Origin of the sequence: Antarcticimicrobium luteum, from assembly GCF_004358185.1 — a bacterium.
Classification (GTDB): Bacteria; Pseudomonadota; Alphaproteobacteria; order Rhodobacterales; family Rhodobacteraceae; genus Antarcticimicrobium; species Antarcticimicrobium luteum.
In genome coordinates, this window is sequence record NZ_SMUV01000045.1 from 23,878 (window position 1) to 48,540 (window position 24,663).

A 24,663-nucleotide genomic window follows, 5' to 3' on the forward strand; every position below is an offset into this window, starting at 1 on the left:
GTCACCTCGGCTCCTGCACGAAAACGGTGGTCGAGGTCAGCGCGTATTGGCCGGAGGCATCCTTGACCATGTTCTTTCCCAGCCCGGTGGTGGGAAAGACCGGGTCGATCTTGGCGCAGGCCCGCAGGATCATCAGGTCGTTCTCCTGCCCGTTCTCGAAATTACGCACCGGCGACACATCTTCGGATTTGTCGGTACAGTCGGGATCGGCACTGATCCCGGACCAGGCCCGCGGATCGACCTGGATCATCTCCAGTCGCAGGCTGCTGCTGCAATCGCTGATGAAACCGACGCGACCGCAGATCATGGCCTTGATGTCGTCATGCTGCGGCGCGGTGCCGGTGCCCAGGCGGATGTCCCGCACGGTCAGATCCATCGCCCGTTCCAGCATGGAATGCTGCAGCGTGACGAACCCCAACTCGAGCCCGGACAGCAGGATGGTGATGATCGCCGGAAATGTGATGGCAAACTCGATCGTGGCGTTGCCGTCCTCGTCCCGCCAGAACCGGCGCAGCGATCTGCCCAGCCGTCCGATCCCCAGCCGCCCGATCATTGCGTCAGCCTCAGCTTGCGGATCGACGAGGCGATCGAAGCGAAGGCGTCGGAGATCTCCAGCCCCTCCACGTCAAAGAAATGGCTGGAGGAACTGGCGCAATCCTTGAGCACCTCCAACCCGCTCCAGGGGGCTTCGAAGCCGATGGTGAAGACGATGATGCCTTCGGCCTTGGCGGCGTCGCAGATCGCCTTGGTCCTTGTGTCCTTGGTGGTGCTGTTCACGTCATTGAAGGCGCCGTAGTACCAGTCGTTCCAGGCCTGACTGGCCATCGACCAGGGGTAGTTGTTCTTGGCATTCCAGGCCAGGCTTGTGCGGGCCCAGAGCTCGCCATAGGTCAGAATCTCGGCGGAGCCGGGCTCGCTCACCGTGATGGTGGTTTCCACGGTGGTGTAGCGCCGGCAGCGTCCGTTCCGCTTGTAGGATTCGCATTCTTTTTCATAGTGCGTTTCCTCATAGGTGCCGTTGCCATAGGCGTGGTCGTTCCAGCTGTCGTTCCACGGCCAGAAGAAGCGGGGTTCGTCGGTGATGCCGTCGCGGTCCTCGTCAAAACTGTCGAGACCGAAATAGACCGAGTATTTCTCCTCCTGATCGTTCCACCAGACGGTGGAATCGCCGGCACGGAATTCATCCTCGACATAGTACTGGCTGGTGTTCTGGCCGTCGGTCATCAGCACGATTACCTTCAGCGTCGCGCCGGAGGCAAAGGCTTCCGGCCGGGCCGAGAAATCCGGCGAGACCGTGCCCTCGCCGATCAGGCCGGTCACCACCGGATTCAGGCTGGGGTCCAGCAGCGCGGCGCCCCATTTCATGCCAATGTCGATCGAGGTGTTGCCCTGTGCCGAGAGGTTGGAGATGAAAGTCTTCAGCGTTTCGCGATCCTTTTGCAGCACCACCATCTCGCGCGCTTCAGCGTCTTCGCAGACCGGCCGGGACACCAGCCGTTTGGGATCGTAGCTGCGCCCGTCGTAGGTGTGCCAGGGGTCGAAATGCATCGTCCGCTTCAGCTCGGCGGAGGTGTCGATCGCGGTGGTGTCGAAATCGGAGGACTCGAAATTCACGCAGTTGGAATAGGTCTGCTCCTGCGTCACGTTGAATTTGCTCAGGAACGCCGCCGGGGTCGAGACCTGGGTGGCATAAGGGACGATCGAAATCGACATGTCGCCGTCCTTGGTGTTGTCGGCCATCGTGTCGACGAAGTCCCTTGCCGCGGCCTTGAGGTTGGTCAGCCGGCTGTTGCTGTTCATCGAGCCGGACACGTCCAGAACCAGCGAGATCTCGACCCCGTCGATGCGCTCCTCGGCGGTGCTCGCCGCCGGCGCGGTCAGGGTGTCGACGCCGGTCATGTGCATGAACTGCGTCGCGATGGTGGAGGACGCCGAGGCCGAGACGGTGCGATAGCTCAGTCCCTCGTCGACGGTGACGCTGGTCAGAAAATCGCTCATCCCGGCTTTGGCGAGATAGTCGCGCACCACCGTTTCGGGATCGAGGGTCTGGTCGAGGTCGGCGGCGGCCAGAACGGCGCGGTCCATGGTATATTGCAGGTTGGCGCGGTCGCGTTCGAACCGCATCAGGTCGATGCCGATGCCGCCGAACATCAGGATGATCAGAAAGACATAGACCGCGAACACGATCAGCGAGCCATCCTCGCTGCGGGCAAAGTGCCGCGCATGGCGGCCCAGCCAGCGCGCCTGCCGGACCGGTTCGTTGCCACCAAGGCGCTGTTTCGGCAATTTGAAACGCATGGGCTCCTCGCTCGGACTGTTGCACGGGCCGGGTGGTCCCGGAACACAGGTCACCAAGGCGGTTTTCGCCCGAAATCATGGCTTAAGTTGGGCGAAGGCGGGGTTTTTCAGGGGATGCGCGGCCAGCGTCCGGGCGCGCCGTGGAGGAGGGTTTTGCGGTCCTCGAAGCGGTCGCTCACGGCCCCCGAAGCGGTCGCCCATGGCGGCCGAAGCGGTTGGGAAGATGTCTTTAAATACCTGAATGCTTAAAAAGGTCGCAGCCTGCGAACGAAGTGCCTAGTCTGCTTCGGGAACGGGCCCGTTTGGCGAGTCGCGGGTCAAATGCTCAGGCGGCAAGGAGGCGTACCATGGTTCGGCAGGAACCGAGTTTTCGCGAAAGCGTGGATCTGATGTTCAACAGGGCGGCGGCGATCATGGATCTGCCGCCGGGTCTGGAGGAAAAGATCCGCGTGTGCAACGCGACCTACACGGTACGTTTCGGCGTGCGCCTGCGCGGCCAGATCCAGACCTTTACCGGTTATCGCTCGGTGCATTCGGAACATATGGAGCCGGTCAAGGGCGGCATCCGTTACGCGATGGCGGTGAACCAGGACGAGGTCGAGGCGCTGGCGGCGCTGATGACCTATAAATGCGCTTTGGTCGAGGCGCCCTTCGGCGGCTCCAAGGGGGGGCTGTGCATCGACCCGCGCCAGTATGACGAGCACGAGCTGGAGCTGGTCACCCGGCGTTTCGCCTATGAGCTGGCAAAGCGGGATCTGATCAACCCCAGCCAGAACGTGCCGGCCCCTGACATGGGCACAGGCGAGCGCGAGATGGCCTGGATCGCGGACCAGTACGCGCGGATGAACACGACCGACATCAACGCGCGCGCCTGCGTCACCGGCAAGCCACTGAACGCGGGTGGCATCGCCGGGCGGGTCGAGGCGACGGGCCGCGGGGTGCAATATGCGCTGCGCGAATTTTTCCGCCATCCGCGCGATGCGGAGAAGGCCGGGCTCTCGGGCGGGCTCGACGGCAAGCGGGTGATCGTGCAGGGGCTGGGCAACGTGGGCTATCACGCCGCCAAGTTCCTGGGGCAGGAGGATGGCGCGCGGATCACCGGGATCATCGAACACGACGGCGCGCTTTACGACGACAGCGGTCTGGACGTTGAGGCGGTACATCACTGGATCGCGCGCCACGGCGGTGTCACCGGATACCCGGACGCCACCCATACCGCCGAAGGGGCGGCGGTGCTTGAGCATGAGTGCGATATTCTGATCCCGGCCGCGCTCGAAGGGGTGATCAACCTGACCAACGCCCATAAAATCAAGGCGCCGCTGATCATCGAGGCGGCCAACGGGCCGGTGACCGCCGGTGCGGACGAGATTCTGCGGGACAAGGGGGTGGTGATCATTCCCGACATGTATGCCAACGCCGGCGGCGTCACGGTGTCCTATTTCGAGTGGGTCAAGAACCTCAGCCACATCCGCTTTGGCCGGATGCAGCGCCGTCAGGAGGAGGCCCGGCACCAGCTGGTGGTGGAGCAGCTGGAATCCCTGAGCGACGCGCTGGGCAAGACCTGGTCGCCGAGCCCGGATTTCAAACAGAAATACCTGCGCGGTGCCGATGAGCTGGAGCTGGTGCGCTCGGGGCTCGATGACACCATGCGGATCGCCTATCAGTCCATGCGCGAGGTCTGGCACGATCGCGCCGACGTCGAGGATCTGCGCACCGCCGCCTATATCGTCTCGATCGGCAAGGTGGCGGCAAGCTATCGCGCCAAGGGCCTTTGATCCGCCTGGCATGAGGGGGATGCGGCGCCGGAACCAGGGTGTTTCGGCGGCATTTCGTACAATCCGTTCCGCCCATCCCCGGCGGGTCGCCAAAAGACCCGCCCGGTGTCGCTGGTGAACACGGCTTTGTCGAAAATCTGGGGCTGGTGCCGCCTTGCGGTGATGTTAGTGTCGGCATGGCCCGGCGCGCCGCCGCGTGCCGAACTGTCAGGAGGCTGAGATGCGATTTTCCGGGCTGCGGGTCCTCAGGGAGGGGCTGACCGGCAACAAGGGGTGGAAAGCCCATTGGCGCGACCCGGCGCCGAAACCCGAGTACGACATCGTCATCATCGGCGGCGGCGGGCATGGGTTGGCCACCGCCTATTACCTGGCCCGCGAACATGGGCTGAGAAACATCGCGGTGCTGGAAAAGGGCTATCTCGGCGGCGGCAATATCGGGCGCAACACCACCATCGTGAGGGCGAATTACGGGTTGCCGGGCAATTCGGAGTTTTATTCGCATTCCCTCAAGCTGTGGGAGGGGCTCGAACAGGATCTGAATTTCAACGTGATGCATTCGCAGCGCGGGGTCATCAACCTGTTCCATTCCGACGGCCAGCGCGATGCCTATGCGCGGCGCGGCAACGCGATGCTGAACCAGGGCGACGACGCGATCCTGCTGGACCGGGGCGGGGTGCGCAAGATGCTGCCCTATCTCGACTTCGACAACGGGCGCTTTCCTGTCCGGGGCGGGCTCTACCATCCGCGCGGCGGCACGGCACGGCATGACGCGGTGGCCTGGGGCTATGCCCGCGGCGCGGATATGCGCGGCGTCGATCTGATCCAGAACTGCGAGGTCACCGGGATCGAGGTGAAGAACGGTGCGGTCACCGGGGTGCAGACCAGCCGGGGCGCGATCCGGGCAAAGAAGGTGGGCATCGTGGTTGCTGGCCGCTCCAGCCAGGTGGCGGCGATGGCGGGGATGCGCCTGCCGATCGAGAGCCATGTCTTGCAGGCCTTTGTCACCGAGGGGCTGAAGCCGGTGATCGACACGGTGGTGACCTTCGGCATGGGGCATTTCTATATCAGCCAGTCCGACAAGGGCGGACTGGTGTTCGGCGGCGACATCGACATGTATGCCTCCTATGCTGCGCGGGGGAACCTGCCGGCGGTGGAACATGTGATGGAGGCGGGCATGGCGCTGATGCCGATGATCGGCAAGGCGCGGGTGCTGCGCAGCTGGGGCGGCATCATGGACATGTCGCCCGACGGCTCGCCGATCATCGACAAGACCGGGATCGAGGGGCTCTATCTCAATTGCGGCTGGTGCTATGGCGGGTTCAAGGCGGTGCCCGGCTCGGGCCATTGTTTCGCCCATCTGATGGCGACCGGGCGGCCACATGAGGCGGCGGCGGGGTTCCGGCTGGACCGGTTCCGAACCGGGTTTGGGATCATGGACGAGGAGGGGACCGGTGCGCAGCATAATCTGCACTGAGGCGCGGGTGTCGGCGCCGGATTTGAGTATGTCCGCAAAGAAGAAGCAGGGGCGCGCGCGATGAGGATCACCTGTCCGCTCTGCGGCGACCGGGATCGCCGGGAATTCTATTACAAGGGCGCCGCGGTGGCGCTGGACCGGCCGGAGCCAGATGCGGGCGCGGAGGCCTGGGACGAGTACGTGTTCCTGCGCGACAACCCGGCGGGCGAGACGCGGGATCTGTGGTATCACGCCGACGGTTGCGGCGCCTGGCTGGAGGTGCGGCGCGATACGGTCACCCATGCGGTGCTGGAGGCGCGGCTGGCCGCGGAGGCGGCGCGATGAGGGTGGCGGGCAAGGGGCTGCTGGACCGCTCGCGCTCGGTCCCGTTCCGGTTCGACGGGGTGCGGTACGCGGGGCTGGAGGGCGATACGCTGGCCTCGGCGCTGCTGGCCAACGGGGTGAAGCTGGTGGGGCGGTCGTTCAAGTACCACCGCCCGCGCGGCATCCTGACGGCGGGAAGCGAGGAGCCCAACGCGCTGGTCACCATCGGCCGGGGCGGGCGGCGGGCGCCCAATACGCGCGCCACGGTGCAGGAGATCTATGAGGGGCTGGAGGCGCGCAGCCAGAACGCCTGGCCGTCGCTGAAATACGACCTGCTGGGCCTGAACGATCTGGCGGCGCCGTTCCTTGGCGCGGGGTTCTACTACAAGACCTTCATGTGGCCGAAGGCGTTCTGGGAAAAGCTCTATGAACCGGCGATCCGGCGCGCCGCCGGTCTGGGGGCGCTGTCGGGGGTGCCGGATGCGGATCGCTACGAGCGCGCCTATGCGTTCTGCGATCTTCTGGTGATCGGGGCGGGGCCCGCCGGGCTGATGGCCGCGCTGGTCGCGGGCCGGGCCGGGGCGGATGTGATCCTGGCCGACGAGGAGGCCCGAATGGGCGGCCGGCTGCTGGCCGAGACCCACACGATCGAGGGGCGTCCGGGTCACGAATGGGCCGCCGAGGTGCTGGACGAGCTGGCGGCGATGGAGAACGTGCGGCTGATGGCGCGCACCACCGTCGCCGGGGCCTATGATCAGGGCACCTTTGCGGCGCTGGAGCGGGTGGGGCACCACCGGGCGCGGGCCGAGGGGCTGCCGCTGGAGTGTTTCTGGCGCATCGTGGCGAAACGCTCCGTGCTGGCGGCGGGCGCTTTGGAGCGGCCGGTCGCCTTTCCCGACAACGACCGGCCGGGGATCATGACCGCCGGCGCGGTGCGCGCCTATCTCAACCGCTGGGGGGTGAGCCCGGGGCGCGCGGTGAGTGTCTTTGCCAACAACGACGACGCCCACCGGACGGCGCGGGATCTGGTCCGGGCCGGGGTGGATGTGGTCGCGGTGATCGACAGCCGCGAGGATGCGCCGGGATCGGACCTGTTCGAGGTGCATCGCGGCGCGCAGGTGGTCGGCAGCGTGGGGCGTCTGGCGCTGGAGGCGATCACCCTGCGCTCGCCCGCCGGTGAGGCACGGGTGGACACCGATTGCCTGGCGATGTCGGGGGGCTGGAACCCGAGCGTCCATCTGAGCTGTCACATGAACGCGCGGCCGGTCTGGCGGGACGACATCGCCGCCTTCGTGCCCACGCCCGGCGCGGTGCCGGGGATGATCGCGGCGGGCGCCTGCAACGGCACCTTTGCGACCCTGGCCTGTCTGCGCGAGGGGGCCGGGGCGGCGCGCGGCGCATTGGAGGCGCTGGGGATGACCGCGCCCAAGGTGGATTTGCCGGCGGCGGAGGAAGAGGCCTGTCGCATCGCTCCGCTCTGGGCGGTGGCGGGCAAGGGGCGGGCCTGGCTGGATTTCCAGAACGACGTGACGGTGAAGGATGTGAAACAGGCGGCGGCGGAGAATTACCGCTCGGTCGAGCATATGAAACGCTACACCACGCAGGGCATGGCCACCGATCAGGGCAAAAGCTCGAACGTCTCGGCGCTGGCGGTTCTGGCGGATGCGACGGGGCGCGCCATTCCCGAGACCGGGACGACCACCTTTCGCCCGCCCTATAGTCCGATCGCCATCGCGGCGCTGGGCGCCGGCGGGCAGGGCAAGGGGTTCGCGCCCGAACGGTTCACCACCAGCCACAGGGCGAGCGTCGAACGCGGCGCGCCGATGATCGAGGCGGGGCTGTGGTACCGGCCCGGCTATTTCCCCGCGCCCGGGGAAAAGACCTGGCGGCAATCCTGCGACCGCGAGGTGAGCATGGTGCGCGAGGCGGTCGGCGTCTGTGACGTCTCCACGCTGGGCAAGATCGACATACAGGGGCCGGACGCGGGGGAATTCCTTGATTTCGTCTATTCCAATACCTTCAGCACGCTGAAGGTGGGACGGGTGCGCTATGGGCTGATGCTGCGCGAGGACGGCACGGTCATGGACGACGGCACGACCGCGCGGCTGGGCGATACGCATTACCTGATGACCACCACCACTGCGGCGGCGGGCGAGGTGATGCGGCATCTTGATTTTGTCAGTCAGGGGCTGCGGCCGGAGCTGGATGTGCGGTTCACCTCGGTCACCGAGCAATGGGCGCAGTTCGCCGTCGCCGGGCCGAAATCGCGGGACTTGCTGAACGGGCTGCTGGATGATCCGCTGGCGGACGGGGACTGGCCCTTCATGGCCTGCGGGCCGGTCAAGGTGCTGGGGGCGGAAGGGCGGCTGTTCCGCATCTCGTTCTCGGGCGAACATGCCTATGAGCTGGCGGTGCCGGCGCGCTTTGGCGACAGCCTGTTCCGGGCGCTGGTGGCCCGCGCCGAGGGGGTGGGCGGCGGTGCCTACGGGATGGAGGCGCTGAACGTTCTGCGCATCGAAAAGGGGCTGATCACCCATGCCGAGATCCATGGCCGCGTCACCGCCTTCGATGCCGGCATGGGGCGGATGGTCTCGGCCAAGAAGGATTGCATCGGCAAGACGCTGAGCCAGCGGCCCGGGCTGCTGGACCCCGAGCGGGAGCGGCTGGTCGGGCTGAAGCCGGTGGGGGCGGTAAAGCTGATCACCGCCGGCGGGCATCTGTTCGAGAAGGACGCGGCGCCGGTGCGCGAGAACGATCAGGGTTATGTCACCTCGGCCGCCTATTCGCCGACGCTGGGGCATATGGTGGCGCTGGGGTTCCTGCGGCGCGGACCTGAACGGCGCGGTGAGGTGGTGAAGATGGTCGATCATCTGCGCGGGGTCGAGACGCTGTGCGAGGTGGTCGATCCGGTGTTCTTCGATCCCAAGGGAGGGCGCGTGCGTGGCTGAACTGGTTGCGAAATCCCCATGTGACGGGGTGTTGCCGCTTGAGATCGGATCGGTCGCTGCGCGGGAAGAGGATCTGGGCGTGATCACCGCGCTGCTGCCCTATCGGGCGCAGGGCGCGGCGCTGTCGGAGCGGTTGAAGGCGGCCCATGGCATGGCGTTTCCGTCCCCGAACCGCGCCACCGGCAAGGCCGGCGCGCGGGCGATCTGGGCCGGGCGCGAGCAGGCGCTGTTGCTGGGGCCGGCGCCCGATCCGGGGCTGGCAGACCATGCCGCGCTGAGCGATCAGAGCGATGCCTGGACCGCCGTGCGGCTGGAGGGAGAGGCGGCCGAGGCGGTTCTGGCGCGGCTGGTGCCGGTGGATCTGCGCGGGTCTGTCTTCAAACGCGGCCACACGGTGCGCAGCCAGGTGGCGCATATGGCCGGATCGGTCACCCGGGTGGGCGAGCGGGCCTTTTTGATCCTGGTGTTCCGCTCGATGGCTGCGACACTGGTTCACGATTTGAAAACGGCCATGGAAGCGGTCGCGGCGCGCGGCTAGGGTGGCGGGCGACAAAGACCCGATTCAAAGACCCGATTCAGGAGCTGCCCGATGTTGATCCGCCTGACCCTTGTCGCCGCCCTTCTGGCCTCGCCCGCGCTTGCCGCCGACAGCAAGGAGCAAAGCTGTGCCTATCAGGCGCAGGTGGTGGCGGCGATCCAGCAGGCGCGGCTGGATCGGGTCAAGGAACGCGATGTTCCCGAAGCGATCGCGGCGACCGGTCCGGAGTGGCCGGACAACTACAACAACGCGATCCCGCTGATCGCGCCCTGGGTTTATGAGCAGAAGATGAAGGTGATCCGAAACGAGGATCTCTCGGCGGCCTGGAACGAGCTCTGCCTCAAGCAGTGAACAGCGCGTCGCGCCGGCCCGCACCTTGGCGCGGCAGGCTCGGGCACAGGCGCCGCTGATCGCCTGCTATATGTACCGGGCGGCGTCCGTGTCGCCGCCCGCTCTGGACAGGCTTCTCCAATGCGAGGATAATCGCGCCCATGTCACTGCCCCCCGGATTCCTGGACGAATTGCGCAGCCGCACCTCGCTTACGCAGGTGGTCGGCCGCAAGGTGATCTGGGATTCGCGTAAATCGAACCAGGCCAAGGGCGACATGTGGGCGCCTTGCCCGTTTCATCATGAAAAGACCGCCAGCTTTCACGTCGATGATCGCAAGGGATTCTATTACTGCTTCGGCTGCCAGGCCAAGGGCGACGCCATCGGTTTTGTGAAAGAGACCGAGAATGTCTCGTTCATCGAGGCGGTGGAGATCCTGGCCCGCGAGGCCGGGATGGAGATACCGAAACAGGATCCCCGGGCGCAGCAAAAGGCCGACCGGCGCGGCCAGCTGGTCGAGGTGATGGAACAGGCGGTGCAATTCTTTCGCCTGCAACTCAGGACCGCGGCCGGGGCCGAGGCGCGCGATTACCTGACGCGCCGGGGGCTGACTGCCGCGGCGCTGGAACGGTGGGAGATCGGCCTCGCGCCGCCGGGCTGGCAGAATCTGTGGGATCATCTGCGCGACAAAGGGGTGGAGGACGAGCTGATCGCGGCCGCCGGGCTGGCGAAACCGTCCAACAAGGGCGGCAAGCCCTATGACACCTTCCGCAACCGGATCATGTTCCCGATCCGCGATGCGCGTGGACGGGCGATCGCCTTTGGCGGCCGGGCGCTGGACCCGACCGACAACGCCAAGTATCTCAACAGCCCGGAGACCGAGCTGTTCGACAAGGGGCGGTCGCTGTTCAACCACGGGCCGGCGCGGACGGCGGCGGGCAAGGGCCAGCCGCTGGTGGTGGCCGAGGGCTATATGGATGTGATCGCCCTGGCCGAGGCCGGGTTCGAGGCGGCGGTGGCGCCGCTGGGCACCGCCATCACCGAGACGCAGCTGCAACTGCTGTGGCGCATCTCGGACGAGCCGGTGATCGCGCTCGACGGCGACAAGGCGGGGCTGGGCGCGGCGATGCGGCTGATCGATCTGGCGCTGCCGCTGCTGGAGGCGGGCAAGTCGCTGCGCTTTGCGCTGATGCCCGAGGGGCAGGATCCGGACGATCTGCTGCGCGCAGAGGGGGCCGGGGCGGTGCAGGCGGTTCTGGATCAGGCGCAGCCGATGGTGCGGCTGCTGTGGCAGCGCGAAACTGAAGGCAGGGATTTCGACAGCCCCGAGCGCAAGGCGGCGCTGGACAAGACGCTGCGCGAGCGGATCAAGGCGATCCGCGACCCCTCGATCCGCAGTCACTACGGGCAGGCGATCAAGGATCTGCGCTGGGAGTTGTTCCGCCCGAAGAAACAGCCGCCCCAGGGCGGCGGAACATGGCGTGCACAGCCGTGGCGGGGCGGCAAGGCGGTGCCGTTGCCGCCGTCGGCCAGCGCCAAATCCTCGCTGCTGGTGGCGGCGGGGGAGGAAGCCGAGACCCATATGCGCGAGGCGGTGATCCTGGCCACGGCGATCGCCGCGCCGGAGCTGATCGGCGAATTCGAGCACCGGATCGAGGCGATGGCCTGCGCCGACCGCGATCACGCCCTGCTGCGCGATGTGATCCTGCGCCATGCCGATGCCGCGCCCGGCGAGCTGAAGGCGGCGATCGCTGCCGTGGCCGGGCCGGAGGCCCTTGAAAACCTCTATCGGTTGCGCCATGTGGCAATCAGTCCCTGTGTGCGCAAACCCGGCGAAACCGATCTGGCCCGGATGACCCTGGCCGAGGAGCTCGCAAAACTCGAGGCGCGGCGCGGGCTATATGCCGAGGTCGCCGAGGCGGTGGAGGAGCTGACCGGGATGGCGGACGAGGCGATGACCTGGCGCCTGGGACAAGCGGCCGAGGCGCGATCGCGATCCTATCGGATCGAGATGGAAGGGGGGAGTGAGTCGGTGCTGGCCGAGAACGGGCTGGCGCTGGACAAGTCGGATGTCGAATACCGCGACAAGGTGTTCGACAAGATCGACTTTACCAGAGGGGGACGGTCGCGTGGTTGATTCGCGCCTAACAGCGCCGAAACCGCAGTAAGATTGAGAATTCGGGCCGTTGAGGCGGCCTTTTGTAACGTATAGAGGTGGACAATCAGGTGAACGGGTGACCGAATCGCCGGATCGTTCGAGTGATTCGTTCCAGACCGAATCACCCCAAGCCCCTGCAGGAGCATTGAATGGCAGCCAAGGACACCGAGGACCAGAAACCCGAGGACCAGGACGCGGAAATCACGCTGGACATGAGCCAGTCCCAGGTCAAGAAGATGATCGCCGAGGCCCGCGAGAAAGGCTACATCACCTATGATCAGCTCAATCAGGTTCTGCCCCCCGATCAGGTGAGTTCGGAGCAGATCGAAGATGTGATGTCCATGCTCTCCGAGATGGGCATCAACATCATCGAGGATGAAGAGGCCGAAGAGGAAGAGCAAAAGGGTTCGACCGAGGTCATCACCACCGATAGCGCCCGCGAGGTCACGCTGGCCAGCCAGCAGGCCGAAAAGCTGGACCGCACCGATGATCCGGTGCGCATGTACCTGCGCGAGATGGGCAGCGTCGAATTGCTGTCCCGCGAGGGCGAGATCGCCATCGCCAAGCGGATCGAGGCCGGCCGCAACACGATGATCGCCGGGCTTTGCGAAAGCCCGCTGACCTTTCAGGCGATCACCATCTGGCATGACGAATTGCTGTCCGAGGACATCCTGCTGCGCGACGTGATCGATCTGGAGGCCACCTTTGGCAATCAGATGGGCGACGAAGAGGCCGAGCCGATCGTCGACACCTCCTCGGTGGCGTCGAGCAAGCCAGAGACCGACAGCGGTCCGGAGCTGGATGCGGACGGCAACCCCATCGCCAAGGACGACGATGACGAGGAAGAGGATCAGGCCAACATGTCGCTGGCCGCGATGGAGGCCGCGCTCAAGGATCAGGTGCTGAGCACGCTGGAGCGGATCTCGCTCGATTATGCTCAGCTGTCCGAAATGCAGGACAGCCGTATCGCCGCGACGTTGGGCGACACCGGTGATTTCTCGAAATCCGATGAGGCCATCTATCAGAAGCTGCGCTCGGAGATCGTGCATCTGGTCAACGGGCTGCATTTGCACAACAACCGGATCGAGGCGCTGATCGATCAGCTTTACGGCATCAACCGCCGGGTGATGGCAATCGACGGCTCGATGGTGAAACTGGCCGACCAGGCCCGGATCAACCGCCGCGAGTTCATCGATGCCTATCGCAGCCGCGAGCTGGACCCGACCTGGCTGGAGGACATGGCGCAAAAGGCCGGGCGCGGCTGGAAGATGTTCATCGAGCGCTCGAGCGACAAGGTCGGCGAGCTGCGCGCTGAAATGGCCCAGGTGGGCCAGTACGTCGGCCTCGACATCAGCGAGTTCCGCCGCATCGTCCAGCAGGTCCAGAAGGGCGAGAAAGAGGCGCGTCAGGCCAAGAAGGAAATGGTCGAGGCGAACCTGCGGCTGGTGATCTCGATCGCCAAGAAATACACCAACCGCGGTCTGCAATTCCTTGATCTCATTCAGGAAGGTAACATCGGCCTGATGAAGGCCGTGGACAAGTTCGAGTATCGCCGCGGCTACAAGTTCAGCACCTATGCGACCTGGTGGATCCGTCAGGCGATCACCCGCTCCATCGCGGATCAGGCCCGCACCATCCGTATCCCGGTGCATATGATCGAGACGATCAACAAGCTGGTGCGCACCGGGCGGCAGATGCTGCATGAGATCGGCCGCGAGCCGACGCCGGAGGAACTGGCCGAAAAGCTGCAGATGCCGCTGGAGAAGGTTCGCAAGGTGATGAAAATCGCCAAGGAACCGATCAGCCTCGAAACCCCCATCGGCGACGAGGAGGACAGCCAGCTTGGCGATTTCATCGAGGACAAGAACGCCGTCCTGCCGCTGGATTCCGCCATTCAGGAAAACCTGAAGGAGACCACGACCCGGGTTCTGGCCAGCCTCACCCCGCGCGAGGAACGGGTTCTGCGGATGCGCTTCGGCATCGGCATGAACACCGACCACACGCTGGAGGAAGTGGGCCAGCAGTTCAGCGTGACCCGCGAACGGATCCGGCAGATCGAGGCCAAGGCGCTGCGCAAGCTGAAGCACCCCTCGCGATCGCGGAAGCTGCGGTCGTTCCTGGATCAGTAACGAGAGGGCGCCCCGCGGGGCGCCTTTTTCTTTCGGAACGCTTCGGCTGGGCGAGCATCCGCCGAGCGGGCGGGGCCAGCGGCATTCCCTCGCACAGGCGTTACCCGACCTCCCTACCGTGCGACCGCGTTTCGCGGTACACTGCCGGTGTTTTCCATTAGACCTTGTGACATGATGAAACCGATTTCCCCTGTACTGGCGGCGCTGACCGCCCTCTGTCTTGCCTTGCCGATCCCTGCAGAGGCATTCAGCGGGCGGCGCGATACCCGGGCCTATCCGATCAGCGATGTCGCCTTCGAGGTGATCGCGCGCACGGCCGGTTCGGCCGACGTGTACTGGTGCGGCGCCTCCGACTATGCCCGGCGGGTTCTGAACGCGCCCTGGTCGGCGAAGATCCATGTGCTGCGCGGGCGCGGACCCAGCGTGACCACGGGCCGCCGCACGGCGGTGCAGTTCACGCTGGACGCGCAGGCGGTGCCGCCGCAACCGCGCGAGCTGTTCTTTGTGCTCAACCGGCTGCGGCCGGGAGATCGCATGTCGGTGCAGCAGGCCGCGACGCATTGCGCGCCGCCGCCGGTGCGGCCCTGATCCCGATGATCCGGGCGGTGCATATGGGGCTGGCGGCGCTGCTGATCGCCCTGCCGGGCGCGGCGCAGGCCTGGCGCGCGGTGAACGGTCACGAGGTGCAGGCGCTGGGCGGCGGGGTTTACGAGGTGGTCGGACGGGTCGGTTCGGGTGCTCAGGATTACTGGTGCGGCATCGGCGACTATGCCACTGCGGTTCTGGGGGTGCCGGCGGCGCAGCGGATCTATATCTGGCGGCCGGTCGGACCCTCGGCGGTGAGGCCGGGGCGCAAGGCGGTTCACTTTGCGCTGTCGCCGCCGCCGGGGGCGGATACCACGACAGGGTATTCGCTGACGGTGCGGCGCGCGGGCGACAATCTGAGCACGGCGATGGCGCGGCAATATTGCTATGGCAACCGGTTCGACGAATTGCCCTGGCGGCTTTGGCCCTGAGGCGCGGGCCGACAGGTCACGCCGACAAACCAGGCTGACAGGGCGGCCCCCTTGCAAAGCGCGCCCCGCCGCGCCTTAGTGGCGTCATGGCGCAGACCGAATTTCATATGAACACCACCGGCCCCGGCCTTTATGAGGTCACCGCAGAGGTTGTGCGCTGGGTCGGCGGCACCGGCGTGGCCGAGGGGCTGCTGACGCTGTTCGTGCGCCATACCTCCTGCTCGCTGGTGATCCAGGAGAACGCCGATCCGCAGGTGCGCGGCGATCTGGAGGCGTTCTTTGCCCGGCTGGTGCCGCCCAGTACGGATCCGTCGATGGCCTATCTGCGCCATACCTACGAGGGGCCGGACGACATGCCGGCGCATATCAAGGCCGCGCTATTGCCGGTCAGCCTGACGATCCCGGTGGCGCGGGGGCGGCCGGTGCTGGGCACCTGGCAGGGGATCTATCTGTTCGAACACCGCGATGCCCCGCATCAGCGGCGGGTCGCGGCGCATCTGGGCTGAGGCGCCGGGCGCGGACGCTGGAGGGCGTCACAAAAAGACGACGTCCGAGGCGATCAGATCGGCGGTGGAGAGCCCTTCGAGCACGATCTTCAGGTCGGATCCCGTCATGGTCACGACGGCGCCCGCCGTGCTGTCGGCGAAGGACAGGGATTTGAAGCCCGCCGCGTCCAACATGATCCAGCCGGTGGCGATTGCGAAATCGGTGACCGCCACGGTGCCGGGGCGAGGTGGAAGAATTCGAAACTGTCGCCGCAGCCGACGGAAACGTCGTCCTCGCTGCCGCCGATGTGGAGCCAAGTCTGTCGATAATCGACGAATTCGCGCAAGATCGCCATGCTGGAACCGCCTGAATGGAAACCGAAAAAAATACGCTGCCCCACCCCGGATCGGGAGGCGGCATCGGCTGTAAATTTCTCTCGGATTTGCGTTGAAGCAAGAGTTTGCTGGGCTTTGGGCCGGCGTCTCCTGGGGTGCCGTGGCAGGGCGGGCCGGGGCTGGATCTCCTGAACTCAAGTGACCCTGCGAGCCAAGCCCCCTTGCGCGGCTTGTTCTGTTGGGTGAGCTGTCGTTTTGGTTCAGACCGGATGAACGATGCCCTAGAACGCCCGCCAATAGGCCGGGGTGAGCATCACCAGAACCGTCATCAGTTCCAGCCGTCCCAGGTACATGCCGCCGGAAATCAGCATCTTGGCGCCATCGCCGAGCGGGGCGAAATTGCCCGCCGGCCCGATGATCCCACCCACACCGGGGCCGACATTGGCCACCGCCGTCAGCGCGCCGCTGAGCGCGGTGAGGAAATCCAGCCCGATCAGGTTGAGCGCGATGGCCAGGGCGAAAACGGTGCCGAAATAGAGCGTGAAAAAGGTGGTCACACCGGCGACCACATCCGCCCCGATCGGCCGTCCGTCATAGCGGGCGACGCCCACCACATGGGGCAGCCGGATCCGCCGGATCTCTTGCCGGGCGGTGCGAAAGAACACCACCCAGCGCATCATCTTGGCGCCGCCAGAGGTTGACCCGGTACAGCCCCCGACGGCGGTGATGGCAAAGAACACCGCCACCGCGAAAGACCCCCAGGCGGTGTAATCGACCGTGGCGAACCCGGTCGTGGTCACAACCGAGACCACGTTGAAGGCGACCTGGCGGAAGGCCACTTCAACCGGCAGATGCGAGGTGACGACCAGCCAGAGCGTCAGCAGCGCGATGACGCCGGCGAGGAACTGCAGATAGCGTCCGATCTGCTCGCTGGAATAGCGGCGTTTCAGGATCGCGCGGATATACCAGGCGAACGGCAGACCGCCGAGCAGCATGAAGAGGGTGGCCGCATATTGCAAAAATGCGCTGTCGAAATGGCCAAAGGAGGCGTCATAGTTGGAGTATCCCCCCGTCGACAGGGTCGTCATCGCATGCACGATCGCGTCGAAGACCGACATGCCCCCCACGATATAGGCCAGGAAACAGCCCCCCATCAGCGCCCCGTAGACCACCAGGGTGGCCAGCGCGAAGCGCGCGGCATTGGCCAGCTCCTTCTCGCCCAGTTCCGAGCTTTCGGTGCGAAACAGCTGCATCCCGCCCACCTTCAGCACCGGCAGCAGCGCCACCCCGGTGACGACAAAGCCGATGCCGCCGAGCGCCTGAAGCAGCGCACGCCAGAACAGGATGCCTTTCGGTGTCCGGTCGAGCCCCGACATCACCGTGGAGCCGGTGGTGGTGATCCCCGACATTGCTTCGAAAAAGGCGTCCGGCCCGGTCATCTGCCACAGGTACAGCGGCAGCGCGCCGCAGAGCGCGGCGAGCAGCCAGACCGAGGCGGTCAGAGGAAAGATATGCCGGGGCCGCAGGTCGAGCCGCGGATGCGCCGAGGCGATGGTCACCACGGTGCCGAGAAATCCGGTCAGTACAAAGCCTTCGGTGAATTCCAGCGCGGTGCCGGGAAACAGCACCGCAGTCAGGGCCATGAGGGCCGACATGGCCATCATGACGATGCCATTGATGAAGGCGACGAAGGTCATGGCGATGTTGGGGCGTCTTGCGACTGCGCCGGGATCCGGAACTGATGGCACTGATGTCCGGCACTAGGTCACCGTCGGGCGTAAAAGGCAAGGTGCCTTGGCCCATCCCATCTATTGCGGTCCTATTTCCCCTCTACCCAAACCCTAGCGGGTGGCCTATAGTTGTGGATAAGTGTGCCACAGTGCCCACAAAGAGGCAGATCAACGAATGAGGGGGACGGCTGATGCGCTGCCCGTTTTGCGGAAACATAGACACGCAGGTCAAGGATTCGCGCCCGGCCGAGGATCACGTGGCGATCCGGCGGCGGCGGTTCTGTCCGGCCTGCGGCGGGCGTTTCACCACCTATGAGCGGGTGCAGCTGCGCGATCTTGTGGTGATCAAGTCGAGCGGCAAGCGGGAGGATTTCGACCGCGACAAGCTGGAACGCTCGATCCGCATCTCGATGCAGAAACGTCCCATCGACCCCGAGCGCATCGACCAAATGATCTCGGGTATCGTGCGGCGGCTGGAGAGCATGGGCGATACCGACATCCCCTCGAAGAAGATCGGCGAGATCGTGATGGAGGCGCTGGCCCGGATCGACACCGTCGCCTATGTCCGGTTTGCCAGCGTTTACAAGAACTTCCAGGCTGCGGACGATTTCGAAAGTTTTGTGCACGAACTGCGGCCCGACGCCGCCCCCGAAGGGTGAGCCAGGGCGACCGGCGCTTCATGGCGCTGGCCCTGTCGCTGGGCCGGCGCGGGCAGGGGCGCTGCTGGCCCAATCCGGCGGTCGGCTGTGTGATCGTCCGCGATGACCGCATCGTCGGTCGCGGCTGGACCGGACCGGGCGGGCGGCCGCATGCGGAACCCATCGCCCTGGAGCAGGCGGGCGAACTGGCGCGCGGCGCCACCGCCTATGTCACGCTGGAGCCCTGTTCGCATCACGGCCAGACGCCGCCCTGCGCCGACGCGCTGATCGCCGCCGGCATCGCCCGGGTGGTGGCGCCGCTGCAGGACAGCGACCCGCGCGTTTCGGGCCAGGGGTTCGAGCGGTTGCGGATGCACGGGATCGAGGTGACCACCGGCGTGCTGGCCGATCAGGCGGCGCGCGATCACGCCGGCTTCTTTCTCAGGACCGAACAGGGCCGGCCACTGGTCACGCTGAAACTGGCCGGCAGCTTTGACGGCCGCATCGCCACCGCCACCGGCGAGAGCAAGTGGATCACCGGGCCGCAGGCGCGCCGCGCGGTGCACGGGCTGCGCGCGCGCCATGACGCGGTGATGGTGGGGGCGGGCACGGCGCGGGCCGACGACCCCTCGCTCACCGTGCGGGATCTGGGGGTGACGCATCAGCCGGTGCGGGTGGTGGTCTCGCGCCATCTGGACCTGCCGCTCTTGGGGCAGCTGGCGCGCGGCGCCGGCGATGTGCCGGTCTGGCTTTGTCACGGCACCGGTGCGGATGCAGAGCGCATCCGCGCCTGGGAAGGCTTGGGCGCGCGGCTGTTGCCCTGCGCGGTCAGGGGGGTGCAACTGGATCCGCATGACGTGTTGCGCCAGCTTGGCGCGGCAGGACTGACCCGGGTGTTCTGCGAGGGGGGCAGCGCGCTGGCCGCCTCGCTGCTGGCCGAGGATCTGGTGGACGAGCTGGTGGGGTTTACCGCCGGGCTGGCGATCGGAGCCGAGGGGCTGCCGGCGATCGGCGCGCTGGGGCTGGGCCGTCTGGCCGGGGCGCCGCGGTTCGATCTGCTGGAGACCCGCGCGCTTGGCCCCGACGTGATGACCCGCTGGACCCGCGCGCTGCGCGAGGAGTGAGCCGGCCGATCCGCCAAGGCTAGCGCCACAGATGGGCGTAGGTGGCAAAAAGCCCCTGCAGTTTCGACAGCGTCCGGTTGGCCAGCGCGGGGCGGGGGATTTCATCCTTCACGAGCCGCTCGACGATCACCTCGACCGGGCAGGGCAGGCCTGTGACCGGATCGCGGTAGCGCGGGTAGTCGATGAGGGCGGCGTGCACCAGGCCTTCCAGCGTCGTCCGTGCGTTGCGGCGGGCGGGGATCTCGCCCAGGTCGCGGGTCAGGCCCCAGCCGGCATAAAACGGCGCGCCGAGGGTGGTGACCTGCACCCCGCGCAGCAGTGCCTCGAACCCCATCAGCGATGTCATGGTCCAAAGCTCGTCCACCTGCGCCAGCAGGGCGGCGGGGTCGGCGTGGGGGACGGTGACATCTGCCAACCCCTCCGGGTCCGCCGCGCCCTGGCGCAGACCTGCCTCGACGTCCGGGTGGGGTTTGTAGACGATGACCGCGTCCGGGTTGGCGGCCCGCGCGGCGCGCAGCAGGGCAAGGTTGGTGTTCACGGTGCCGGCGCCGGTGCGGATCGAGGCGTCGTCCTCGACCTGGCCGGGGACGAGGATGCGGCGGCCGGGCGGCAGATCGTAGGTTTTGCCGCTCAGATTGTACTTGCTCAGCCCCGCCCCGGTCAGCGCCGCGATCAGCCGCTCGGCGCGGGCGTGCTGATCGGCGCGCAGGGTGGCGCGGGCGGCGATCAGATGCTCCAGCCGCGAGGGACGACGCGGGTCGTAGTAGATGCCCAGATCGTCGGCCACCAGCGACAGCGGCGGCACAAGGTCCGCGCCGAGCCCGCGCGATCGCAGAAAGCCGTCCTCGACGCGCACGGCGTCCTTGTCCTCGTCGGTGGCGCGGGAGGCCCAGACCATGCGGCGGCGGCCGGTCGCCTCGGCCTGCGCCGGATCGTCCGAGAAGATCATCCGTTTCTCGCGCCCGAACATCGCCTGCAGCGGCCGGCGTTTCCACAGTCGCATGCCTGAGGCGGTCCAGCCGCGGCGGTCCTCGCGCCAGGCGCGGGTCAGCGCCTCGAGCGTGCCGAGAACGGTCTCAAGCTCGCACAGCCGGTCGCGGCAGGGGTCGTACCAGGTGGGGTAGAGCATCATCGCCGCGGCAAAGAGCTGGGCGCGGGTGAGCGAGCGTTGGCGGCGCGGCACCGGATCCTCGTCCTGGGTCAGGCCCCAGCCAGCATAAAAGGGTTTACCGAAAATCCGGGGCTTGTGGCCGGCGAGGATCGCCTCGAAGCCCATCTGCGAGGAGACGGTATAGACGCCGACCGCCCCATCGAGCAGCGCCCAGGGGTTGGCCGGATCGGTCAGAAGCCGCACCCGGTCGTTGGCATCCTGCGGGCCGAAATGGCCGGGACGATAGCCCGCCTGGGTTTCCGGGTGGGTCTTGATCACCACCGGCATGCCGGGATGCTCGAGCTGGGCAAAGACCAGCATCTCGCGGAAGCGGGCGGCATCGGCGCCGGAGGCCGTCACCGAGGCGTCGCCGCGGGTCTGGTCCACCACCAGCACATAGGGCGGCGCGGGCAGCGGGGCGTCGGGGTCGTAGCCGCTGTATTTGCTGAGCGCCGCCTCGCGCATCCGCACGATGGCGTCGCGGGCGCGGTTCAGCAGCGCGCTGTCGTCGAGCGGGTGGGTGGCGAGGAGCTGTTCGAGGTCCGAGGGCGTGGCGGGGTCGAAATGCACGCCCGACCAGTCGAGGGTCAGGCCGATCGGGGGCTCGCCCGCGCGACCGGGATGCAGCGAGCGCAGAAAGGCGTCCTCGACCCGGAGCAGCGGCGCGCCGCGTCTGGCGGCGATGGCGCGGCCGCGGTGCGCGGTGGGGCCGGCGCCCCAGACGGCGACCGCATCCCCGGGGCCGGGAAGGCCGAGGCGGAGGCGGTGGCCGGACAGCGCCAGAATGCGCCGCACCCGGCGCTGCGTCAGGAACCCGCCGTTGTAAACGAAAAGCCGGGGGCGATTGCCCCCGGCCTTTGCCGTGCCGCACTGGCCGGTCATGATCTCAGCCGCCGGCCAGCGACGAGATGCTGGAGACCGGGGTGATCGAGCCCGAGATCAGCGAGATGGTCTTGGTCCACTGGGCATAGGGCGCTTCGGTCACATAGAGGGTGTCGTCGTCGCGGATCACGAAATCACGGGCCACGAACATGCCGTTCGGCTCGGTCAGGTTCAGTACATAGACCATGCGTTGCGCGCCGGTCAGGTCGTCGCGGCCGAGTACCTGGCCGGCGATCTCGGCCGGTTCGTTGCGGAACACGAAAACGCCGGTGGGGTCCGATGAGGTCGAGATCAGACCGCCGACCTGTGCGATCGCCTCGAGCGCGGACAGCTCCTGGGTCTGGAACTGCACGCGCGCCTGCGAGCTGGTGGCCCCGAGCGCGGTAAAGGCGCGGGTGTCTTCCTCGACCAGGATGCGGTCGCCGCCGCGCAGGGCGATGTCGAGGCTGGGATTGTCGTAAAGATCCTGGAACCAGATCTTGCCCTGCTCCGTGCCGCGGTTGAGCACGATCTGGGCCACCTCCGGGCGGACCGTCACGCCGCCGGCGCGGGCCAGCATGGTGGCGAGTGTGCGGGTGGGCCGTTCGATCGGATAGACGCCGGGGGCGCCGACCGCCCCCACCAGCGACACCGTCGAGCCGTCGCCGGCGACGCGGCGGACCTGCACCTGCGGGTCCGGGGTCTGGTCCTGCAGCCGTTCGGTGATGATCTCGCGGAGCTGATCGGGGGTGCTGCCGGCCGCGCGGAGCCGCCCGGCATAGGGAACAAAGATGAACCCGCCGCTGTCAACCTGAACCTCGTCCAGAATGGTGGCGTTGGTGCCCTGGCTGGCCAGCAGCCCGTCATCGACGTTTTCCCAGATGGTCAGACCCAGGATGTCGCCGGGGCGGATGGTGTCGGATGTCAGCCGCCCGGCGGTCTGGAATGCGCCGGAAAAGCCCAGTGCGGGCACCACGGCAGTGGCGCGGGTGACACGATCGTTGACAGAGACGACAAAGGCGTCGCCTTCGCGCTGGACCGATCCGGCAAAGATTTCGCGTTTATTGGGGCCGACGCGCGGCAACGCACAGGACGCCAGCAGCGCAAGCGCGGCCAGCAGCGCGACGGGCTTTGCCCACCGGAAAGTCACGGGTTTCACTGCTCGGTCTCCTCGACCTGTTTTGTTCTGCCTCAGGTTTTTCAGCCAAGTTATCGGAATCCGACACAAAAATCCAGTCCCGCGGCGCGGCTGGCTCAGGTCACGGCGCGAAGGTGTTGCCGTGGTGCCGCTGTGCCCGATTTCAGTGCGTCATAGGGATCCTCGGGCGAGAGCATCATGTCGACCACGTGGCGCAGCAACTGGCGGCGGCCGCGGCGGGAATAGAAACCGCCGGGAACCTGGCTGGTTTCCAGCAGGAAGCGGCGGTAATCCTTGTAGGCGCGGTTGTCTGGTCGAGTGGCACCGGCGAAGAAATCGCGCAGCGGCTGGCTCGAGACGAATTCCGGCTTGGCATAGACGGCGCGGCCGAACACCTTGATCGGGATGCCGCGCCACAGCACCTGCTGGCCGGCGGTGGAATTCACCGTGACCGCGCTGCGCGCGTCGTTGAGCAGCTGCGCCAGCTTGCCGCCGCGGACGTAGTGGACCCGGTCGGCGATGCCGAAATCCCGGGCCAGGCGCCGGGTCGCGTCGCGCGCCGGCACGCGCCCGTCCTCGAGCGGGTGCGCCTTGATCACCAGATGATGGTGGCGCGGCGCGCCTTTGGCAAAGCCGCCGATCACCTGCTCCAGGAACTCGGTCATGGTCGAGAAGGGCGAGTGCATCTGAAACGAGCTGTCATGTTCCAGTTGCAGCAGCGCCAGGTGGTACGGAAAGCCGCCGTTGCGGATGCGCCTTGTGGCCAGGTAGCGGTCGAGGGCGTGAACCGGCATCAGCAGCAGCCGCTGGAGATAGAGCTGAAACTCTCTGGTGACGGGCAGGTCGCGGTGGGGGCGGAAATTGCGGTAGCCACCGTTCCGGAACATCACGAACCAGTGATAGAGTGCGCCGTAGAACACGTGCTGGCGCATGTCGCCCCAATGGGCGGGGGGCAGCGGTGCCTCCATATCCGACAGCGCCAGCGCCGACTGCATCTCGGCGATGGTCATCTCCATCAGGCGCGAATTGCCGTTGGAGCCTCCGCGCTCGTAGGTGACCCAATAGGGGCGCATATAGCCCTCTTCGAACACATGCACGGTGAGGCCGCGGGCCTGCGCCGCGCGCACCGCAGCGGCGTGGACGGGCCGGGTGTCGCCGTAGAGCACGATGTCGGTGATCTGGTGCGCGTCCAGCAGGCCGTCGATCTGGTCGGGCCAGTCCGAGAGTGCGCCGCGATAGGGGATATAGCTGGCCCGGTGGCGCCAGAAGGCGCGGTCGCCGGCATTGAACCCCACCCGCCAGACCGTGGCGCCGGTGGCGCGCAGCATACGGGCCAGCCCATCGTAGAACGGTCCGTGCGGCCCCTGTAGAAACAGAAACACCCGCCGTGTCTGGGACGGTCGTGTCATTTGCGCGACTGCTCGTTTTGATGCAACATGCGCGGCGTATACCTTTTTAATCTGGCCAAACTATGACCCGGGCGGGGCGGCGCCGCAAGCGGGGGCTTGCCGGGGACGGGCGGGGCGTTTACCTCCGTCGGGACGAAGCAAGGCAGGAGGCGCGCCATGTTCACTGGGATCATCACCGATGTCGGCACCGTATCCGAGCTGGAGCGGCGCGGCGATCTGCGGGCGCGGATCGCGACGCGCTACGACACCTCGAGCATCGACATCGGCGCCTCGATCGCCAGCGACGGGGTGTGCCTGACGGTGATCGATCTGGGTCCGGACTGGTACGATGTGGAGATCAGCGCCGAGACGCTGTCGAAGACCAACCTGGGCGATTGGACCGAGGGACGGAAGGTCAATCTGGAACGCGCGCTGAAGGTCGGCGACGAACTGGGCGGTCATATCGTCTCGGGCCATGTGGACGGGGTCGCCGAGGTGACCGGCCTGACCGACGAGGGCGACAGCACCCGCATCTCCTTCCGGGCGCCGCATGAGCTGGCGCGGTTCATCGCGCCCAAGGGGTCGGTGGCGCTGAATGGCACCTCGCTGACGGTGAACGAGGTCGCCGGCGACACCTTTGGCATCAACGTGATCCCGCACACCCAGGCGGTGACAACCTGGGGCGCTGTGCAGGTGGGCGACCGGATCAACCTCGAAATCGATACGCTGGCGCGCTACGTGGCGCGGCTGAGCGAGGCGGGCTAGGTGTTCAGTCCCGGCATTTGGTGGATCGGATTTAGGATGAAACGATCTGGGTCTGATGTCCAGATTTTACAGATGTATTCG

General features: G+C 66.6%; 22 protein-coding genes. 15 read left to right on the forward strand and 7 right to left on the reverse strand.

The annotated features are described in order from the left end of the window. Position 1: 1 nt before the first annotated feature. A complete protein-coding gene (locus tag E1832_RS03025; RefSeq protein ID WP_133358260.1) occupies positions 2 to 553 on the reverse strand; it encodes a TadE/TadG family type IV pilus assembly protein in 552 nt (183 codons plus the stop codon). Next, positions 550 to 2,298, reverse strand: a complete 1,749-nt coding sequence (locus E1832_RS03030; RefSeq protein WP_133358261.1) for a pilus assembly protein — start codon at positions 2,296 to 2,298, stop codon at positions 550 to 552. Before E1832_RS03030 ends, E1832_RS03025 begins: the two co-directional genes overlap by 4 nt. Before the next feature lie 347 nt (positions 2,299 to 2,645). Here E1832_RS03030 and E1832_RS03035 point away from each other — a divergent pair, with 347 nt between their 5' ends. From E1832_RS03035 to E1832_RS03085, 11 genes are all read left to right on the forward strand, one after another. Further along, positions 2,646 to 4,073 (forward strand): Glu/Leu/Phe/Val family dehydrogenase, encoded by a 1,428-nt coding sequence (locus E1832_RS03035; protein ID WP_133358262.1) that lies wholly within the window; start codon positions 2,646 to 2,648, stop codon positions 4,071 to 4,073. A 220-nt stretch (positions 4,074 to 4,293) separates the two neighbouring features. After that, positions 4,294 to 5,547, forward strand: coding sequence for a sarcosine oxidase subunit beta family protein (locus tag E1832_RS03040; protein WP_133358263.1), 1,254 nt, complete (start codon positions 4,294 to 4,296; stop codon positions 5,545 to 5,547). A gap of 60 nt (positions 5,548 to 5,607) precedes the next feature. After that, a complete protein-coding gene (locus E1832_RS03045) occupies positions 5,608 to 5,871 on the forward strand; it encodes a sarcosine oxidase subunit delta (RefSeq protein ID WP_133358264.1) in 264 nt (87 codons plus the stop codon). Beyond that, on the forward strand, positions 5,868 to 8,798 hold the full coding sequence (locus E1832_RS03050; RefSeq protein ID WP_133358265.1) for a sarcosine oxidase subunit alpha family protein: 2,931 nt from the start codon (positions 5,868 to 5,870) through the stop codon (positions 8,796 to 8,798). The genes E1832_RS03045 and E1832_RS03050 overlap by 4 nt, the downstream gene beginning before the upstream one ends. Further along, complete coding sequence (locus E1832_RS03055) at positions 8,791 to 9,336, forward strand: sarcosine oxidase subunit gamma (protein ID WP_133358266.1); 546 nt, start codon at positions 8,791 to 8,793, stop codon at positions 9,334 to 9,336. Before E1832_RS03050 ends, E1832_RS03055 begins: the two co-directional genes overlap by 8 nt. Positions 9,337 to 9,387: 51 nt before the next feature. Further along, positions 9,388 to 9,687 (forward strand): hypothetical protein, encoded by a 300-nt coding sequence (locus E1832_RS03060; RefSeq protein ID WP_425358960.1) that lies wholly within the window; start codon positions 9,388 to 9,390, stop codon positions 9,685 to 9,687. A 140-nt stretch (positions 9,688 to 9,827) separates the two neighbouring features. Beyond that, positions 9,828 to 11,801 carry a DNA primase gene (dnaG, locus tag E1832_RS03065; RefSeq protein WP_133358267.1) on the forward strand — a complete coding sequence of 658 codons (1,974 nt, stop codon included), beginning with the start codon at positions 9,828 to 9,830 and terminating at the stop codon, positions 11,799 to 11,801. Between the two features lie 170 nt (positions 11,802 to 11,971). Beyond that, positions 11,972 to 13,951 carry an RNA polymerase sigma factor RpoD gene (rpoD, locus tag E1832_RS03070; RefSeq protein ID WP_133358268.1) on the forward strand — a complete coding sequence of 660 codons (1,980 nt, stop codon included), beginning with the start codon at positions 11,972 to 11,974 and terminating at the stop codon, positions 13,949 to 13,951. 171 nt (positions 13,952 to 14,122) lie between these two features. Further along, complete coding sequence (locus tag E1832_RS03075) at positions 14,123 to 14,539, forward strand: hypothetical protein (protein ID WP_165978779.1); 417 nt, start codon at positions 14,123 to 14,125, stop codon at positions 14,537 to 14,539. A gap of 5 nt (positions 14,540 to 14,544) precedes the next feature. Further along, complete coding sequence (locus tag E1832_RS03080; protein ID WP_133358281.1) at positions 14,545 to 14,967, forward strand: hypothetical protein; 423 nt, start codon at positions 14,545 to 14,547, stop codon at positions 14,965 to 14,967. Between the two features lie 86 nt (positions 14,968 to 15,053). Next, on the forward strand, positions 15,054 to 15,473 hold the full coding sequence (locus tag E1832_RS03085; RefSeq protein ID WP_133358270.1) for a secondary thiamine-phosphate synthase enzyme YjbQ: 420 nt from the start codon (positions 15,054 to 15,056) through the stop codon (positions 15,471 to 15,473). 27 nt (positions 15,474 to 15,500) lie between these two features. Here E1832_RS03085 and E1832_RS03090 read toward each other — a convergent pair whose 3' ends face one another. Next, entirely contained in the window at positions 15,501 to 15,686 is a 186-nt protein-coding gene (locus E1832_RS03090) for a hypothetical protein (RefSeq protein WP_133358271.1), read from the reverse strand. A 14-nt stretch (positions 15,687 to 15,700) separates the two neighbouring features. Here E1832_RS03090 and E1832_RS23080 point away from each other — a divergent pair, with 14 nt between their 5' ends. Then, on the forward strand, positions 15,701 to 15,823 hold the full coding sequence (locus tag E1832_RS23080) for a hypothetical protein (protein WP_280960197.1): 123 nt from the start codon (positions 15,701 to 15,703) through the stop codon (positions 15,821 to 15,823). A 246-nt stretch (positions 15,824 to 16,069) separates the two neighbouring features. Here the strand turns inward: E1832_RS23080 and E1832_RS03095 are convergent, their stop codons facing one another. Then, positions 16,070 to 17,485 carry a TrkH family potassium uptake protein gene (locus E1832_RS03095; RefSeq protein ID WP_133358272.1) on the reverse strand — a complete coding sequence of 472 codons (1,416 nt, stop codon included), beginning with the start codon at positions 17,483 to 17,485 and terminating at the stop codon, positions 16,070 to 16,072. 224 nt (positions 17,486 to 17,709) lie between these two features. On the opposite strand from E1832_RS03095, the gene nrdR reads away from it, so the two are divergent. Further along, a complete protein-coding gene (gene nrdR / locus E1832_RS03100) occupies positions 17,710 to 18,177 on the forward strand; it encodes a transcriptional regulator NrdR (RefSeq protein ID WP_133358273.1) in 468 nt (155 codons plus the stop codon). Between the two features lie 20 nt (positions 18,178 to 18,197). After that, a complete protein-coding gene (gene ribD, locus E1832_RS03105; RefSeq protein ID WP_133358282.1) occupies positions 18,198 to 19,280 on the forward strand; it encodes a bifunctional diaminohydroxyphosphoribosylaminopyrimidine deaminase/5-amino-6-(5-phosphoribosylamino)uracil reductase RibD in 1,083 nt (360 codons plus the stop codon). 19 nt (positions 19,281 to 19,299) lie between these two features. Here ribD and E1832_RS03110 read toward each other — a convergent pair whose 3' ends face one another. From E1832_RS03110 to E1832_RS03120, 3 genes are all read right to left on the reverse strand, one after another. Then, positions 19,300 to 21,312 (reverse strand): capsular polysaccharide biosynthesis protein, encoded by a 2,013-nt coding sequence (locus tag E1832_RS03110; protein ID WP_133358274.1) that lies wholly within the window; start codon positions 21,310 to 21,312, stop codon positions 19,300 to 19,302. A gap of 4 nt (positions 21,313 to 21,316) precedes the next feature. After that, positions 21,317 to 22,450, reverse strand: a complete 1,134-nt coding sequence (locus tag E1832_RS03115; protein WP_133358275.1) for a polysaccharide biosynthesis/export family protein — start codon at positions 22,448 to 22,450, stop codon at positions 21,317 to 21,319. 95 nt (positions 22,451 to 22,545) lie between these two features. Beyond that, positions 22,546 to 23,838 carry a capsule biosynthesis protein gene (locus E1832_RS03120; RefSeq protein WP_133358276.1) on the reverse strand — a complete coding sequence of 431 codons (1,293 nt, stop codon included), beginning with the start codon at positions 23,836 to 23,838 and terminating at the stop codon, positions 22,546 to 22,548. Positions 23,839 to 23,994: 156 nt separating this feature from the next. On the opposite strand from E1832_RS03120, the gene E1832_RS03125 reads away from it, so the two are divergent. Then, positions 23,995 to 24,582 carry a riboflavin synthase gene (locus tag E1832_RS03125; RefSeq protein ID WP_133358277.1) on the forward strand — a complete coding sequence of 196 codons (588 nt, stop codon included), beginning with the start codon at positions 23,995 to 23,997 and terminating at the stop codon, positions 24,580 to 24,582. Positions 24,583 to 24,663: the final 81 nt, after the last annotated feature.

Coding starts and splice junctions, on each gene's coding strand:
- E1832_RS03025 (WP_133358260.1), bottom strand. CDS start 553: ATGATCGGGCGGCTGGGGATCGGACGGCTGGGCAGATCGCTGCGCCGG.
- E1832_RS03030 (WP_133358261.1), bottom strand. CDS start 2,298: ATGCGTTTCAAATTGCCGAAACAGCGCCTTGGTGGCAACGAACCGGTC.
- E1832_RS03035 (WP_133358262.1), top strand. CDS start 2,646: ATGGTTCGGCAGGAACCGAGTTTTCGCGAAAGCGTGGATCTGATGTTC.
- E1832_RS03040 (WP_133358263.1), top strand. CDS start 4,294: ATGCGATTTTCCGGGCTGCGGGTCCTCAGGGAGGGGCTGACCGGCAAC.
- E1832_RS03045 (WP_133358264.1), top strand. CDS start 5,608: ATGAGGATCACCTGTCCGCTCTGCGGCGACCGGGATCGCCGGGAATTC.
- E1832_RS03050 (WP_133358265.1), top strand. CDS start 5,868: ATGAGGGTGGCGGGCAAGGGGCTGCTGGACCGCTCGCGCTCGGTCCCG.
- E1832_RS03060 (WP_425358960.1), top strand. CDS start 9,388: ATGTTGATCCGCCTGACCCTTGTCGCCGCCCTTCTGGCCTCGCCCGCG.
- dnaG (WP_133358267.1), top strand. CDS start 9,828: ATGTCACTGCCCCCCGGATTCCTGGACGAATTGCGCAGCCGCACCTCG.
- rpoD (WP_133358268.1), top strand. CDS start 11,972: ATGGCAGCCAAGGACACCGAGGACCAGAAACCCGAGGACCAGGACGCG.
- E1832_RS03075 (WP_165978779.1), top strand. CDS start 14,123: ATGATGAAACCGATTTCCCCTGTACTGGCGGCGCTGACCGCCCTCTGT.
- E1832_RS03080 (WP_133358281.1), top strand. CDS start 14,545: ATGATCCGGGCGGTGCATATGGGGCTGGCGGCGCTGCTGATCGCCCTG.
- E1832_RS03085 (WP_133358270.1), top strand. CDS start 15,054: ATGGCGCAGACCGAATTTCATATGAACACCACCGGCCCCGGCCTTTAT.
- E1832_RS03095 (WP_133358272.1), bottom strand. CDS start 17,485: ATGACCTTCGTCGCCTTCATCAATGGCATCGTCATGATGGCCATGTCG.
- nrdR (WP_133358273.1), top strand. CDS start 17,710: ATGCGCTGCCCGTTTTGCGGAAACATAGACACGCAGGTCAAGGATTCG.
- ribD (WP_133358282.1), top strand. CDS start 18,198: ATGGCGCTGGCCCTGTCGCTGGGCCGGCGCGGGCAGGGGCGCTGCTGG.
- E1832_RS03110 (WP_133358274.1), bottom strand. CDS start 21,312: ATGACCGGCCAGTGCGGCACGGCAAAGGCCGGGGGCAATCGCCCCCGG.
- E1832_RS03120 (WP_133358276.1), bottom strand. CDS start 23,838: ATGACACGACCGTCCCAGACACGGCGGGTGTTTCTGTTTCTACAGGGG.
- E1832_RS03125 (WP_133358277.1), top strand. CDS start 23,995: ATGTTCACTGGGATCATCACCGATGTCGGCACCGTATCCGAGCTGGAG.